The following is a 14531-nucleotide window of genomic DNA, read 5'->3' on the forward strand; positions in this document are numbered from 1 at the left end:
GTCAATCTCCTTGCAAGATTTGCACCTTTCGAACCGTGCAGGCGCCACATGAGAACTTCACCGTATTGATGTTGTACGTAAACCAGTTATAGTCCTGGCTTGAACGAACCAGATACTTGTGAAGTCCTTTCTTCAGGTCGAACGCATAGCCGTATTGCGATTGTTCCCTACCCGATTCAGAAAGCAGGATCCTTGCCCCGGCAATATCCTCCGGGCTTTCAATTTCTGCGGCGACATAGTTTCCAAGCGAAACCGGATACGTCTGCGAACCCTTAAATTGCAGGCGCCCCTCCATTCCCTGCGCCTCATCCAGAACTGCATTCCCGGCAGCATTGAACTTGTCCAGATTCGCCCAGATATACGGATTCTGTTTCAAGTCAAAAAAGTGATACGCCCCATTCGGTTCGTAACCGTTTTCCTCAAGCTCCAAGGCCACATCCCCGACAGTTCCCAATTTACGTACATAGTCTTCATAGCGTTCCGGCTTGCACCAAACAACAAAATCGCCAAGTCGTACAAGCGGCCTGTAATGGGAGTACAGGTATTCCGCAATCTTGTAATAGCGAATATGGTGGGGAACATTCGCGACCGACTGCAGGTATTCCTTGTCGCTAAATCCCGTAATGGCGACAGGGACCTCGTGCGCCTCGATTTCCTTCAGGAACATTTCCTGCGAATAAAGATCCGTCAGGAGTCCGGGACTCTGCGCCGAATAAAACGGGCGCACCCTTTCAGTCAAGGCGTAAAGCAGGGGAACATTGGCAAAATCGAGGAACGTCTCCCGTTCCGTCAAAATCGTCGAAAGCACCGTGTTCCATTCCACTGCATATCGGCTCAAGGTATCGTCCAGCGAAAAACGATCCATACGGGGGATATCCTTCTGGATTTCGCTCCGGACAGATGCTATACTCGAAACCGCCCTGTTCGCAAAGACATTTGTCGAATCGGGTATAAAGTGATTCGGCAAGTTGCACAGCCACACGGCCACCGCGGTAAGCAAAAGCCACACCATCTTTGTCACGCCGACGGAAAGGTAATTCTTCAACAGGTGAGCGACAAAGAACAGTAGCGCAAATACACCGTAACAGAAAATTAGCGAGCCGCACCCTTGCGAATGCAAAAGCGTATGGTAGACAAAGGCACGCATCAACAGGAAAAGCCCCACTATCGAAAACAGCAGGGAAAGCGCAGCCGACATTTCCAGGTTTCTTTTCCTGAAACTTTCGATAACGACGAAATACACGATAAACGATTCCGCAAGCGGAATAAAGTAGTAGGCCGCCACAAACGAAAGACTCACTTTCATGGGCGTAAGCTGTTCAAGAGCCCAATACGGATTCGAATGCAGCGTCAATGAAATCCATTCCTTCATTCTTGCCACGGCGTCAATCCCGTTCAAGTGGCAACAAACGAAATAGAAGCAAAGCAATGCGACACCCACCGATACGCCAGAAAGGATAAACTTGACAAATCCCCTCCAGTCGCGACGGCACGTCAAAAGAACGCACACGCCAAAGAGGGCCGCAATGCCAAACGCAATTCCCGTATCGTACTTGTAAAACGCAAGGAGGGCTATCAGGAACCAGAACAAGAGAAACTTCGCGACGCTATTCTTACGGTACAGCCCAAAATGCAGGGGAAGCGCCACCAGGCATACATCGACAAACGAAAACGCATTCGAGTTCAACGGAAAAAGGCACACCAGCGAAAACGCAAAAAACGGTCCCCACAATTTCGAAAGGACAAAGAAGAAAGCGAGCCCACCGCAGGAATAGCAGATAAAGTCTCGGTAAGGATCGGCAAGCGCGCCCACATAGCTCCCGTGTATCACTCCATGGACAATCTTCGAGAAAACGTCGCACAGGGCATGTGCCGAAAAGTAGTCGACAACGGGAATCTTCCCCCTAGCAAGCGTATCTATGGCGCCCAGGAAATTTCCATATTCATAAAATCCCTGGTAATCCTCCAGAATATGCGGCAGCACGTGATAATAGGAAATCTTGAAATAGGCCAACGCCACAAAGCTTAGCAGGGCGCCGGCATAAAATCCGCGCTCCGGAATTTTACGCGGAAAGAAACGGAAGTTTCCCTTCCTAAAAAACACCGAGAAGAAAAAGAGAGCCGAAATGGCATACACGCCATAAACTGGGGCAAACCCCACCATTCCCTTTTCAAGCAGGGTAAACACCAGTTCAGCGCCCAGGCAATATACCAGCGGGAAAAACACACAGAATTCAAGTAAGCCCGCATCTATTCTTTTCTTCTGTAAAAATGCAAGGAGCGCAAAGACCATCGCTCCACTCAACACGACCGGAACCGGCAACAGCAGCGACAAGGTTACCGAAACAAAGATGAACGTGACAAATGCCCGGTAAACATCGCAAGACGATTTCCTTGCAAAATACAGAACGTACAAAAACGCAAACAGGAAGAGGAACAGCACCGATACATCGGACAGCACGAAGCCAAACCTTTCGGCATATTTCTCGAACCAAACCGAATGAGCGGCAAGAACGGGAACCGCAAATTTCGAATAAAGGGTAGTAACCGCAAGAACTCCCCCAAAGGCAGCGATAACGCAGACCTTTCCAAGACCGTGCGCAGAAATTTTTTCCAGTACGCTCTCCCACACGCTCTCGCAAAGTGGTCCCGCCCTTGGGCATTTCGAAAAATCCGGTCTACGGCATGAGAACGCCACCAAAAGCCACTGCCACCCAAAACAGGCAACGGCAACGACATTTGCCACAATGTTGCATACCGGCGACCCCTCGCGCAACGCGTATGCCGCTAACAGGGCCAAGAAAGAAATTCCCCACGACACCCTGGAATGCAGAAGACGCCTTCCCTTCAGCAGCAAAGAAACGACCACCGAAAAAACAACACAAAGGAGCGGAAAGTAAACCAGGTAAAGCCTGTAAAAATTGGAAACGCGCTTCGCCGGATCAATTCCCGCAAGCGACGCCTCGCAAAAAGAACGGTCCCAGGACATTATCCCTATTCCCGAAAGCGGATCGTAAAAGAACAGCACGGACAAAGCCATCAGAAAAGCGACGGCCACCGACTGCACCGAAAGCGAACGCATCGAAACCAGGGAAACGATCTTCTGACGAATCACCGACCCGTTCCCTCTACAAAATTCCGAATCTGCTCCATGACCGACATCTTGTTCTCAATGTATCCGGCACATCCGCCAAAAAGATCCGCATGAACGGTCCTGTAATCGTAATTCGCGGGAACACCGTTCAGTTCGTTCACAAACGGCTTTCCCGTGATGAACTTGTGCAGCTCCCCTGCCGAAACAGGTTCCGTCGCCGGGTGCCACAGGGTAATCCCCGAATCCAGGGCCTTTTCTATATCGCCCCAAAGACGCGCCAAGTTGTAGAACTGGTAACTAGCCCTGCTATCGGTAAAGTTCAGTGCGCTAAAACCAAGTTCCAGGAATTTCCCTTTCAGTGTAGAGCGTTCCTCGTCCGAAAGCGGCTTCACCTTGAAAAATCCGTTATCCTGCAAGGCATAGTATTCCTTCAGGGCACTTTCGCGCAACGAAAGTTCCTCGAACTTTTCCCTTTTCAGCATCGAGGGAATCACGTTGATCAGATCAAAGACAAAATTCTTCTTGATATTCTTTCCGAATAAACCCGGAAGCCTTATAATCAAGGCATCACGATAGTTCTCGCGAACCCACGTTTCCAGCCGGTAACGGTTATAGCCGTAAGCGTTCAGGCCCTCCGTTTCTATTTCGCTGTTCTCGTCTACCTTCACGGGGTTCTTGAACACGTCAATCGTCGAAATCAGCACCAGGCGTTTCGGCCGTATCCGCTCGATATTGTTTTGTGCTTCCAGCACCAGGTCGTAATCCCGCTCCGGGTTCGCGTTCGCCAAGAACTTTTCGGCACGCATTCCCGCATACACAAGCAAGTCGGGGCAAGTTCCGAAAGAATCCTGGATGTTCCTGGTGTTGTAGGCCGCGTCAAAGTCGCCCGACGAATAGATGTTGCTCCCGACAAAACCGGTATAGCCGACAATAGCCCTCTTCATCATTTCAACACCCCTAGGTCAGTTTCTCGATGCTTTCGAAATTGTAGGTCTTGCGCTTGAAAATCAGGTCCACGATAATCTGCAAGTACTTGATGATTACCGTTAGGACACTGAACAGGCCAAAGAACGCGAACGAAAGGAACAATATCGTGGTCGTCCAGCCTTCGACCGGATTTTGCGTCAAGTAAATCACAACCGAATAGGTAACCATCGATATGGCAATACACATCATGATGACCGCCATGTATATCGAAAAGCTGTAGCCCACGTCCGTAAAAAGAATCAGCGAGTTAATGGCAAGGCCACGCTTATAGCGCCTCTCCCCCCTGTCGACCTTTCTGCAAGACTCCGTCCGCGTATACGAAAGCCGTGCCGTGCGAAGCCCGCTGCTTGCATAAATCGCCTTGCGGTAGGGAATCGTCTTGCTCATGCTGCTTATACGGTTAATGGTACGGCGGCTCAGGATACGCACCGTCTCTGTCGAAATCTTCTGCGGATAATTCGAGAAGTCGTTGAACAACTTGTAGAACGCCTTCGAGAAAAGTCCGTTTCCCCTGTCAGGCGTAAGGCTCACGATATCGAAACCTTCCTGCGTCTTGTAGTACAGTTCCATTATCCTCGACGGTTCATAATCCACGTCGACCGAATCGAATTCAAATACGAAATCCCCGATCGACAAGTCTACGCCCGCGTTCATGGAAAGTTCGATTCCGTGGAAATAGCTCATGTTCAGGGCGGATATACTGACCGACGAACCGGACTTGCAGAATTCCCTGATTCTTGCAAGACTTCCATCCGATGAAAAATCGTTCACGCAAATGATTTCCGAATGTTCGAAATGCTCTTCAAGGACTCCGGTCAGCATCGAAAGGAATTCAAAGACCTGCGCCTCGTCGTTACGCACGTACACGACCGCCGAAACAAAATTTTTTTCTTTAGCCATTGCTCAGTACCTCATCCAGATCATAGACGGTGTTGATTTTTCCCGAAAGGACGCTAACGAAAGTCGGTTTCTTCGACTGCACCCTGATCACGGTCGGCCTCGAATCGTCAATTTCGGAGGCCACAAGAATCGGCTTCATGGAAAAAAGCGAATCGACATACTCAAAGGAAAACTTGTCGCGCAGATACTTACGCGCAAGGTTTGCCATATAAGGGAACGCCGTCTTCGGTCTCGCCGCACACTCGTTGCAGTTCCCCAGCTTGTCACGCGAACAGTATCCGCCACTTCTTTCCTGACAACTAAACCTGGGCAGGTTTTCTCCGTGGCAGGTCACATGCGGAGTAAAGGTCACCGACGTCAGGGAATGGTAGGGAGTCTTTCCGAACGGCATGATCGAGAAAAAGGGGCCATCCATCACGGTAATGCCGTAATGTTTCAGTTGCTCGTTCACGTTGCAGAGGATTATTTCGCAGAGTTCATACTTTATCTTGAACCCCTCGAATCCAAGCATGTCCTGAACCTGGTTCGTCGAAGCGTAGGTCGCATTCAGCAGGAACGGCGCCACTGCAAGGCTTTCGGCATCGTTTGGCAGCCTGAAGTTCACGGCGTAATTTTCGCCGTCCAGGTGAATGGCGCAAACATCGGCATTGTAGCAGATTTCGACATTGCTCATCTTGCCGAGTTCTTCGACAAAGTAATCTCTCAATATTTTCGCGTCGTATGTGTATTCCCGAGTCAGAAAGGCACCGTCGCACATGTCCGGCCTAAAGAACTGTCCCGGGTGGAGTTCGCGACAAGGAATGTTCGCCGCCTTGCAGAAAGAAATAAACTGTTCACGGTCAGACCACGAATACTTCGTGGACGTCGCATAGACCTTCTCGAATTCACGATGGATGCAGAAATCGAAATCCCTGTTGAAACGCTCAAAGTAATAGGCGGACTTCATCGCCGTCGAAAGGCTGCGCGGATAATGGTACCCCTGATGGATGCGCGCCTGGTTAATGTATGTCGCGCGCATAAAGGGAGCGCCATCCCTTTCCAGCACAAGAACACGGCGTCCGAGCCTTGCACAGAAAAGGGCCGCATATAGCCCGTAAAGCCCCGCGCCGAGTATAATGTTGTCGAACGTACCCTTCATAGAAAACTAGGCCTCCGCCAATTTTTTCCGCTGGATGCACACCGTCGACACAAAGAAAATAAACAGCGACCAGATCCAGTAAATTCCCTGCTTGTAGCCCGGCGTAAAGAACCACCAGCCGATAAAGTAAATGAAGAACGTATAGAACAGAATCTGGCGCGGCGTAAACGGGAGGCACAGTCGCAAGTGCAGCACCGAAAGCATCAGCCCGCAGAAGAACGGCAAAAGGATCACCCCCGGGAAATACAAGTCCTTGTAGACTTCCCACAGGTAGCTCGCCGTGTTGAACCCCTTGATCTTTTCGATGCGCTCGTTGAAAAGCCCGTCCCAGTGGAAACTGTTCCTGAAACTAGACGACACCCTCAGGAATTCGAACATCCCGAAAAAAAAATCGATTCCGTAGGTATGCGGATGGTACTCGCGGTCCGACGGCGGGTTCACGGCGTAATCCAGGTTCCAGTAGTTGTTCGACACGTACTTGTAAGGGAGTTCCATCACGGCCTCTGCCGCCATCTTCTCGACCTGGTTCCCGCCGTACTGGTCGCGCAAGGTGCTAATTCCCACAAAGGCGCTCACCGCAAGCACAAGGCACACCAAAATCCACATCGCCGAAATCCGCTTATGCAGGTAGTTATAGAGAATCACCAAAAAACCGACGCTGAAAAAGAGCGTTCCGCGGCTCGGATAGGCAAGCAGGTTCAAGGCGATCGTCAAGAAAATAACCACGCGCGCAAGAATCCGAAGCCCCTTCCGCGGATTAAATTTCTTGAAAGCCGCCACGCCGAACAAAAGCACGATCAGCGGGCCCCCGCCGAACAGCACCGGATAGAAACCGTAGTCCGTATCCTTCGTCATGTACTTCGCCGGATTCCCCGTCAAAAGCAGCAGGTTTCCCGCCACCTGGACAATGCCGTATATTCCGATCAGGAAAAATACGATCGGGATAAAGCTCAATACAATGTGGAGCGTCCAGTTGTAGTCGCGAGCCTCCGTCACGGAAGCGATACGGGTCGGAAGCCCCTTCTGCTTAGCGACAAGCTTCGAGAGGAACGAACCTGAGCAAAAACCCGCCATGGCCCCGAGCCAGATCATCCACGTCGTCGGCTTGAAATCCGACATGGCGTAATCCAGCTGGAAATAGGCGATACCAAGCGTAATGCACTGCGAAAAGCAATAGACCGTCGGAGGACTGAAGAAATCCTTTTTCAACCACCAAGCCTGGAAAAGGCAAAAAAAGACTACCAGGAAAAGGGTGAAACTTACCGGATATTCGACTATCCACGACAACATCGGCAAACCCTAGGACTTCTTGAAGAATCTCTTGAAGCTATTCCATTCTCCGGCAACCGAGGAACCGTGTGCGCTCTCGACTTCCAGGAATCCGAGAAGGTTGCAGACAATCGTCGCCAAAAGGAACGAAACTGCAAACGCAAAGAGCAGCGTCACGCCACGGAGCGGGTAGACCTTCTTGTCGTTTTCCCAGGGCGGAACAAGGATATGCAGATTCGTGAGCATCTTCGCTTCTTCAAGGCGCATTTCCTCGTTCTGCTGACGCAAGAGCTTGTACAGCGTTTCCTGGATGCGGATCTCCGCCTCGCGACGGAAGTATTCGGCAGAAAGTTCAGGGGACTTCTTGAGGGCGACCATACCGAGCGATTCGTGGCGTCCCTTCAACGTTCCGTTCAGGGCCGTGTTCACGCCCTGGTAGCGCTTGGAAAGTTCGTCGTAGCGCTTGCTCTTTTCGCCACGGTCCGCCTTTTCGAAAGCCATCTCGATAGACACTTCCTCGCGCTTCGCCTGCAGGGCGCTCAGGTACTTGAGCGTAGACTCCATCTGGATCTCGGGTTCGTAGAAGTTGTTGTCCACCTGGAACTTCACGAAATCCTGCAACAGGGAATCCAGCTTGCGCTCGCATGAATCCAGCCTGCCCTGGAAGTAGAGTCTGGACTGTCTGGCCTGGGCCGTCTTGAAGGCATTAAATGCGGAATCCGCCTTTTCGAGCATGAACGACACCATCTTCGCCGCGAGCTTGTAATCCTCATCCTCGACATAGATGACGAACATGTCTTCCTTGTTCGTCTCGATTCCGAAATTCTTGCGGAACAGCTTCAGCAAGTCCGCATGGAAATGCCCGTCGAACTTGTAGTGCTCGGCCAGGTTGAACTCCTTGATGACCATGTCGTGCAGTTCCCACGAATTGAATATGGTCCACACCGCATTCGCCTCTTCGTCGCTTCCGGAAAGGCCAAGCAGCGACCCCATTCCAGCGCCGCCACCCAACATGGAGCCGATTCCACTCAGACTTCCCTGAGACGACGACGGCGGAGTCACGACGGCCGTCGCGGAATAGGCGGGCTTGATCACCCACATCACGAGCACGAACGCAAATAGGGTCGGTAAAAGCAACAAGGCGAGGAACAGCTTGAAATGCTTCAAGTTGTTGTTCACCAGGCGAAGGCAGACTTCAACGATACCAGCAGATTCCTGAGATTGCATAGACGATTAGTTGTTCTGGTTATAGGTTGCGTAAATGAGGAACGCCGACGACACCACCGTCAAAAGCGACACAAGGAACAACGTGAAATCCTTGAACGCTTCGTAGCGGCTCTTCGGAATCTCGATGTAGTCACCTGGTATAATCTGGTCCTCGGTCACGCTCAGCGAAAGCGCCTTGGGTTCCTTGCCGCGCCAGACCCTCACCTGGCTCCACGATCCCGTAATCGTATTGATGCCGGCCGCCGCGATGTAATCCAGCGCATGCCACGAAGGATTGTAGGGGAACTTGCCGATATGGTTCACGGACCCGCCCACGTACACAAGCATCTCCTGCACCGAAAATTCCACCTCGGTATTGGGAGCGACCTTGGTCTCGCTCATTTCAGCAAGCGTAATCCAGCGCGGAGGTTTCCCCGGTTCGCGGATGCATGCGGCCTTGTAGCCGTAGTTGTGCATACGCGCCGCACCCGACAGCTCGTAATAGTCCTGCACCGTACGGTCCTTGCTATAGGCGACGCTGCTCCTGAATCCAGGGAAAATCATCGCGATGTTGTCGCCCATCTTCACGTATGGAACAAACACGCGGTCGCCCTGTTCCATCATCACGTCGTCCTCGAAGTTGCCCTTGTTCGACATCGCCGAGAAATTCACGTGCAGGGTATCCTTGCCGCGAATCACCTGAACGTCCTCAGTGTTAGCGTTCGACAGAAAACCGCCCAGCTGACGGATAAAGAAACTCAGACGCGTCTGCGGGTCCACCAGTTGCTGGCCCACCACGACAATGGCGCCCATCGCGTTCACCCTGAACCTCTTGAGCGCCGATAGCTGCACATAGCACTGATCGCGCTTGTAGCGCTTAGACGCAAGGTCAAGAATCATCTCGCGCGCCTCGAACAGGGGCTTTCCGCCTACAAAGGCGACACCGCATTCCTCGATAGCAATAGAGCCGTCAGGCGCCACCTGCACCGAAAGGTAATTATCCTCAAGCATCAAGTCCAGAAAGTCGCCCGGACCGAGCACGTAGCTGGAATCCACCGACTCTTCGGAAAAGGCAGGTTCCAGCGCAATCGCGCTTCGCGTCGAAAGCCCGCTACGATTCCCTATCGCCGCAGACTTGAACAAATCTTCATCGGCGAAAAGGGAGCTACACAAGAAAAAGACAAATAAAATTAGATAGCGCATGTCCGTATAAAATACAAAAATAGAGACACCATAAAAAAACAGGCCGACGTGAGTCGAGCCTGTTTTTCAATCTTTTCACAAAGATTCAATTATGCCTTGCTTTCGCCTTCGACCATGCTCACAGCTTCGGACTTGGCAGGTTCTGCAGCCTTCTTGGTCTTCACGACGATTTCGTCTTCGACGAGACCGACGAGAGCCATTTCAGCAGCGTCACCAGCGCGGTTCGGGCCGAGCTTGATGATACGGGTATAGCCGCCATTACGGCCAGCGTAGCGAGGACCGAGCGTTGCGAACAGGTCCTGCACAGCCTTCGGGCTCATCACGAAGCGAGAAGCTTCACGACGTGCAGAAAGGTCACCCTTCTTTGCATAAGTGATCATGCGATCCACGCAGCTACGGACGAGCTTAGCCTTGTGGAGAGTAGTGCGCACATAGCGGTTGCTCTGTTCGGCTTCCATACCCTTCTCAAGAATAGAAGTGGTAAGGGCGCGGAGGATGGCACGCTTGTGCTGGGCGTTCACGCCCAATTTCTTGTTTTTTACACCGTGTCTCATGTTTAATCCTTCAAGTAGTCATCGACGTCCATGCCAAAGGAAAGGCCCATGGAGGTCAACACCTCGTTAAGTTCCACCAAGGACTTCCGACCGAAGTTCTTGTATTTAAGCATATCGTTTTCCTTGTTGCGCACAAGTTCGCCAACGGTATGGATGTTTGCCATACGCAGGCAGTTGCTGGAGCGAACGGAGAGTTCCAGGTCGTCCACGCGGGTGCGCAGGAGCTGGGCGATACGCTGACGTTCTTCATCCATTTCAAGTTCTTCGGGGCTTTCAAGATCGCCTTCGAAGTTGATGAAGATTTCCAAGTGGTCCATAAGGAGCTTTGCAGCGTATGCAAGAGCGTCTTCAGGATCGATGGAGCCGTCAGTCGTAATTTCCAGTTCCAGACGGTTGTAGTCCGTCTTCTGGCCAACGCGGGTATCGCTGATGTGCATCGCGACTTTCTGCACCGGGTTGAAGTTGGCGTCCATGGCGATAACACCGATCGGAGCGTCCTTGTCCTTCAATTCGTCGGCAGTGACGTAGCCGCGACCGCTGGAAATCTTCACTTCCAGGGAGAGCGATGCGTTACCGTTCAATGTAGCGATATGGACATCCGGAGTCAAGATGGCGACATTCGGATTGTCTATAAAGTCCTTGGCCGTGACTTCGCCTTCGCCGGACATGTCCAAGCGGAGCGTTTCGTCGTGGTCGGACAGGAGCTTGACGCGGATGCTCTTGAGATTCAGGATAATGTCGGTGACATCTTCCTTCACACCCGGAATCGTCGAGAATTCCTTATCGACGCCTTCAATTTTCACGGAGACAATAGCCGCACCCTGCAGAGAGGAAAGGAGCGAGCGACGGAGGGCGTTACCGAGGGTAATACCCCAGCCACGTTCCAAAGCCTCTACGACAAACTTGGCGTAGCGACCGTCTTCGCCGGTTTCCACTTTCTGGAAGCTGCGCGGCATCTGAAGTGATTTCCACATCATTGGCGATACCTCTTTTAATTAGACTCTTCTCTTCTTTTTAGGACGGCAACCATTGTGCGGAACGCCCGTCACGTCTCGAATAGAGAGAACTTCGAGGCCCGCATTCTTGATAGCGCGGACAGCGGATTCACGACCGCCACCTGCACCCTTGACGCGGACATCTACCTTGCGCATACCGAGGTCGAAAGCCTTGTGGGCAGCGACTTCAGCGGCGAGCTGGGCAGCAAACGGTGTGCTCTTGCGAGAGCCCTTGAAACCGGAGTTACCCGGAGAGCCCCAAGCGACCACGTTGCCACGAGCATCGGTGATAGAAACGATTGTATTGTTGAAGGAAGCGAACACGCAGGCGATACCCTGGATGTCAATACGCTTCTTGCCCTTCTTGACCTTGACGTCTTCAGCAGCAGCAACCGGAGCTTCGGCAGCGGCAGCAGTTTCCTTAATTTCTTCTTCAGCCACGATGAATCTCCTTACTTCTTCTTGTTAGCCACAGTCTTCTTGGGACCCTTACGAGTGCGGGCATTGGTACGGGAGCGCTGACCGCGGACCGGGAGGCCCTTGCGGTGGCGGATGCCACGATAGCAGCCAATATCCTGCAGACGCTTAATGTTCAAGGTGATTTCTGCGCGGAGCTGACCTTCCACGGAGTATTCGTCTTCGAGGAGATGACGAATCTTACCTTGTTCTTCTTCAGTGAGGTCATCGCACTTCTTGTTCTTGTCGATACCCAGCTGGGCACAGACCTTGTTAGCGGTGAACAGACCGACACCATAGATTGCCGTCAGACCGTACTCGACGGTCTTGTTTTTCGGTAAATCGACACCAGCGATACGTGCCATACGATCTCCTTATCCCTGCTTCTGCTTGTGACGGGGGTTCTTCGAACAGATGATGCGCAATACACCCTTGCGACGGATGATCTTGCAGTTTTCACATCTGGGTTTGATGGAGGCTTTGATTTTCATAGGTTTGACCTTTCTTTGAAAATACCTATTACTTGTAACGGTATGTGATTCGCCCACGATTAAGGTCGTAGGGGGAAATCTCTACCAACACTTTGTCGTCCGGCAAAATTCGAATGAAATGCCGACGCATTTTTCCAGAAACATGAGCGAGAATCTCGTGGCCATTTCCAAGTTGGACACGGAAGAAAGCGTTGGGGAGAGCTTCCAACACAACACCTTCTACTTGTATTCCTTCTTCTTTAGCCACTAAGACGCCATCCTGCCGCGAATGCGGCCATGCTTGAGGAAACCTTCATAATTCTTGGTATGCAACTGGGCTTCGAGTTGACGGAGCGTATCCAGCGCCACACCGACCACGATAAGTACCGAGGTGCCCCCAATATAGAAACTCATATTGAGTGCGTCTTTGAGATGGAGCGGACCAACACTGATTAAAGCGAGGAAAAGCGATCCAGGCAAAGAAATTCTCGTGAGAACGTGGTCTATGTACTTTGCAGTTTCGTTACCCGGACGGATTCCCGGAATAAATCCACCACTTCTCTTAAGGTTTTCGGCAATGTCGTTAGGGTTGTACTGGATTGCCGTGTAGAAGTAGGTGAAGAATATAATCAGGAGGGCAAAGATCACGCTATAGGTGATATGGCCCGGGATGAACGCAGCCGCAAAGGACTGCATCGCGGAAACGTTCGGGAACCAGGAAGCGATCATGGCCGGAATGAACATGATGCAGCTTGCGAAGATCACGGGAATCACGCCAGCGGTATTCACCTTGAAAGGCAGATAGCTGGACTGACCGCCCACGACCTTGGAACCGACCGTCCTGCGAGGACTTTGGAGTGGAATGCGACGGTTCGCTTGCTCGACGAATACGATAAAGCCGATAATCAGCACGACGACAGCGAGAATAAAGATCTCGATGGCAAGCGGCTGGATATCTTCCTTAAACATTTCGAATTCGGCAAGGGCAGCCCGCGGAAGGCCACCGACGATACCGGCGAAGATGATAAGAGAAATACCGTTACCCACACCGTGCGAGGTAATCTGCTCGCCCAGGTACATCACAAAGATCGTACCGGCGGTGAAGGTCAGGGTAGCTAGTAAACGGAAACCGATGTTTCCGGCACCAGAAGCGAAGTCATCAGCCAAGACAGACACTCCGGCACCGGTAGCGGTTGTCACCTTAAGGGACGAAAGCCACACAGAAATGCCCCATCCCTGCAAGGCAGCGAGTGCTACCGTAAAGTAACGGGTATATTGGTTCAGCCTAGCGCGCCCTTCCTGACCTTCCTTCTGAAGCATCTGGATGGCGGGAATCACGGAGCCCATCAACTGAATGATGATGCTCGCGCTGATGTACGGCATGATACCTAGGGCAAAAATGGTAGCCTTAGCAAAGGCACCGCCCGTGAAGGAGTCATACAGGCCGAACAAATTATTCGAGTTACGGAAGAACTCCGCCAAAACGGCAGAATTCACTCCGGGAATTGTGATGTGAGCACCAAGACGATAAATAATCAGAACACCAAGCGTAAAAAGAAGCTTTTTACGCAGGTCTTCGATTTTAAACGCATTGGCGAACGCATCTAGGGCTTTCTTGAGAGCTTCCATTAGACGATCTCGACTTTGCCGCCAGCAGCTTCGATCATGGCCTTGGCCTTTTCGCTGATGGCGTTAACCTTTACATTGATTGCCTTGTCGATGGTACCAAAAGCGAGGACCTTGACCGGCAGTTCGATGTTCTTGATGAAACCCTGGTCAAACAGAGCCTGGGCGTCGAAGTCGGTAACGCTGCAAGAAGCGAGCTTCTTGAGGTTAACGATCTGGAATTCAACACCGGCGTGCTTGAAGCCACGCTTCGGGATGCGACGGTGGATCGGCATCTGGCCGCCTTCGAAAGCGACACGACCGGCCTGAGCACTCTTACGAGCGCCGGCACCCTTCTGACCACGGCCAGCGGTGGTGCCCCAACCGGAACCCGGACCGCGACCGATACGCTTGCGGCTCTTGCCCTTGGCAGCCTTGCCAGGATTGAGAGTATTGAGTTCCATCTTAGATCTCCTCGACCTTCACCATGTCAGCCACGGCATTGATCATGCCCTGGATGCTGGGGGTCAAAACGTGTTCAACAGATTGTCCGATCTTGCGGAGACCGAGTGCCTTCACGTTGGCGCGGTGCACCGGGAGACGGCGGACGGTACCCTTGATCAAAGTAATACGAACTTTCTTCATCGTGTATTA

General features: G+C 51.9%; 16 protein-coding genes. All 16 read right to left on the reverse strand.

Going from position 1 to position 14531, the window contains the following annotated elements; all coding sequences use genetic code 11:
• Position 1: 1 nt before the first annotated feature.
• The 16 genes from Q0W37_RS08425 to rpmD all read right to left on the reverse strand — a co-directional run bounded on the left by Q0W37_RS08425 (position 2) and on the right by rpmD (position 14522).
• Positions 2-3115: a hypothetical protein gene (locus tag Q0W37_RS08425; RefSeq protein ID WP_297700551.1), complete on the reverse strand. Its 3114-nt coding sequence runs from the start codon at positions 3113-3115 to the stop codon at positions 2-4.
• A complete protein-coding gene (locus tag Q0W37_RS08430; RefSeq protein WP_367186264.1) occupies positions 3112-4038 on the reverse strand; it encodes a sugar nucleotide-binding protein in 927 nt (308 codons plus the stop codon). Before Q0W37_RS08430 ends, Q0W37_RS08425 begins: the two co-directional genes overlap by 4 nt.
• A gap of 13 nt (positions 4039-4051) precedes the next feature.
• On the reverse strand, positions 4052-4981 hold the full coding sequence (locus tag Q0W37_RS08435; RefSeq protein ID WP_297700555.1) for a glycosyltransferase: 930 nt from the start codon (positions 4979-4981) through the stop codon (positions 4052-4054).
• Positions 4974-6119: an FAD-dependent oxidoreductase gene (locus tag Q0W37_RS08440; RefSeq protein ID WP_297700557.1), complete on the reverse strand. Its 1146-nt coding sequence runs from the start codon at positions 6117-6119 to the stop codon at positions 4974-4976. The genes Q0W37_RS08435 and Q0W37_RS08440 overlap by 8 nt, the downstream gene beginning before the upstream one ends.
• Positions 6120-6125: 6 nt before the next feature.
• Positions 6126-7409: an O-antigen polymerase gene (locus Q0W37_RS08445; RefSeq protein WP_297700559.1), complete on the reverse strand. Its 1284-nt coding sequence runs from the start codon at positions 7407-7409 to the stop codon at positions 6126-6128.
• Positions 7410-7418: 9 nt separating this feature from the next.
• Positions 7419-8615, reverse strand: a complete 1197-nt coding sequence (locus Q0W37_RS08450) for a Wzz/FepE/Etk N-terminal domain-containing protein (RefSeq protein ID WP_297700561.1) — start codon at positions 8613-8615, stop codon at positions 7419-7421.
• A 6-nt stretch (positions 8616-8621) separates the two neighbouring features.
• Positions 8622-9797: a polysaccharide biosynthesis/export family protein gene (locus Q0W37_RS08455; protein WP_297700562.1), complete on the reverse strand. Its 1176-nt coding sequence runs from the start codon at positions 9795-9797 to the stop codon at positions 8622-8624.
• Between the two features lie 89 nt (positions 9798-9886).
• Positions 9887-10351, reverse strand: a complete 465-nt coding sequence (gene rplQ / locus Q0W37_RS08460; protein WP_297700564.1) for a 50S ribosomal protein L17 — start codon at positions 10349-10351, stop codon at positions 9887-9889.
• Positions 10352-10353: 2 nt separating this feature from the next.
• Complete coding sequence (locus Q0W37_RS08465) at positions 10354-11328, reverse strand: DNA-directed RNA polymerase subunit alpha (RefSeq protein WP_297700566.1); 975 nt, start codon at positions 11326-11328, stop codon at positions 10354-10356.
• 18 nt (positions 11329-11346) lie between these two features.
• Positions 11347-11787, reverse strand: coding sequence for a 30S ribosomal protein S11 (gene rpsK, locus Q0W37_RS08470; RefSeq protein ID WP_367186261.1), 441 nt, complete (start codon positions 11785-11787; stop codon positions 11347-11349).
• Positions 11788-11798: 11 nt separating this feature from the next.
• Positions 11799-12167 (reverse strand): 30S ribosomal protein S13, encoded by a 369-nt coding sequence (rpsM, locus tag Q0W37_RS08475; protein ID WP_072799956.1) that lies wholly within the window; start codon positions 12165-12167, stop codon positions 11799-11801.
• Positions 12168-12176: 9 nt separating this feature from the next.
• A complete protein-coding gene (gene rpmJ / locus Q0W37_RS08480) occupies positions 12177-12293 on the reverse strand; it encodes a 50S ribosomal protein L36 (RefSeq protein ID WP_014546097.1) in 117 nt (38 codons plus the stop codon).
• A 28-nt stretch (positions 12294-12321) separates the two neighbouring features.
• A complete protein-coding gene (gene infA, locus Q0W37_RS08485) occupies positions 12322-12540 on the reverse strand; it encodes a translation initiation factor IF-1 (protein ID WP_014546098.1) in 219 nt (72 codons plus the stop codon).
• On the reverse strand, positions 12540-13901 hold the full coding sequence (gene secY / locus Q0W37_RS08490) for a preprotein translocase subunit SecY (RefSeq protein ID WP_297700569.1): 1362 nt from the start codon (positions 13899-13901) through the stop codon (positions 12540-12542). The genes infA and secY overlap by 1 nt, the downstream gene beginning before the upstream one ends.
• Complete coding sequence (gene rplO, locus Q0W37_RS08495) at positions 13901-14341, reverse strand: 50S ribosomal protein L15 (RefSeq protein ID WP_290996481.1); 441 nt, start codon at positions 14339-14341, stop codon at positions 13901-13903. Before rplO ends, secY begins: the two co-directional genes overlap by 1 nt.
• 1 nt (position 14342) lies before the next feature.
• A complete protein-coding gene (gene rpmD / locus Q0W37_RS08500) occupies positions 14343-14522 on the reverse strand; it encodes a 50S ribosomal protein L30 (RefSeq protein WP_072807556.1) in 180 nt (59 codons plus the stop codon).
• Positions 14523-14531: the final 9 nt, after the last annotated feature.

This window comes from uncultured Fibrobacter sp. (assembly GCF_947166265.1).
Lineage (GTDB): Bacteria > Fibrobacterota > Fibrobacteria > Fibrobacterales > Fibrobacteraceae > Fibrobacter.

Excerpts from the sequence above, each read along its gene's own strand:
- Q0W37_RS08430 (WP_367186264.1), bottom strand. The coding sequence starts at position 4,038 with ATGAAGAGGGCTATTGTCGGCTATACCGGTTTTGTCGGGAGCAACATC.
- Q0W37_RS08435 (WP_297700555.1), bottom strand. The coding sequence starts at position 4,981 with ATGGCTAAAGAAAAAAATTTTGTTTCGGCGGTCGTGTACGTGCGTAAC.
- Q0W37_RS08440 (WP_297700557.1), bottom strand. The coding sequence starts at position 6,119 with ATGAAGGGTACGTTCGACAACATTATACTCGGCGCGGGGCTTTACGGG.
- Q0W37_RS08445 (WP_297700559.1), bottom strand. The coding sequence starts at position 7,409 with ATGTTGTCGTGGATAGTCGAATATCCGGTAAGTTTCACCCTTTTCCTG.
- Q0W37_RS08450 (WP_297700561.1), bottom strand. The coding sequence starts at position 8,615 with ATGCAATCTCAGGAATCTGCTGGTATCGTTGAAGTCTGCCTTCGCCTG.
- Q0W37_RS08455 (WP_297700562.1), bottom strand. The coding sequence starts at position 9,797 with ATGCGCTATCTAATTTTATTTGTCTTTTTCTTGTGTAGCTCCCTTTTC.
- rplQ (WP_297700564.1), bottom strand. The coding sequence starts at position 10,351 with ATGAGACACGGTGTAAAAAACAAGAAATTGGGCGTGAACGCCCAGCAC.
- Q0W37_RS08465 (WP_297700566.1), bottom strand. The coding sequence starts at position 11,328 with ATGATGTGGAAATCACTTCAGATGCCGCGCAGCTTCCAGAAAGTGGAA.
- rpsM (WP_072799956.1), bottom strand. The coding sequence starts at position 12,167 with ATGGCACGTATCGCTGGTGTCGATTTACCGAAAAACAAGACCGTCGAG.
- rpmJ (WP_014546097.1), bottom strand. The coding sequence starts at position 12,293 with ATGAAAATCAAAGCCTCCATCAAACCCAGATGTGAAAACTGCAAGATC.
- secY (WP_297700569.1), bottom strand. The coding sequence starts at position 13,901 with ATGGAAGCTCTCAAGAAAGCCCTAGATGCGTTCGCCAATGCGTTTAAA.
- rplO (WP_290996481.1), bottom strand. The coding sequence starts at position 14,341 with ATGGAACTCAATACTCTCAATCCTGGCAAGGCTGCCAAGGGCAAGAGC.
- rpmD (WP_072807556.1), bottom strand. The coding sequence starts at position 14,522 with ATGAAGAAAGTTCGTATTACTTTGATCAAGGGTACCGTCCGCCGTCTC.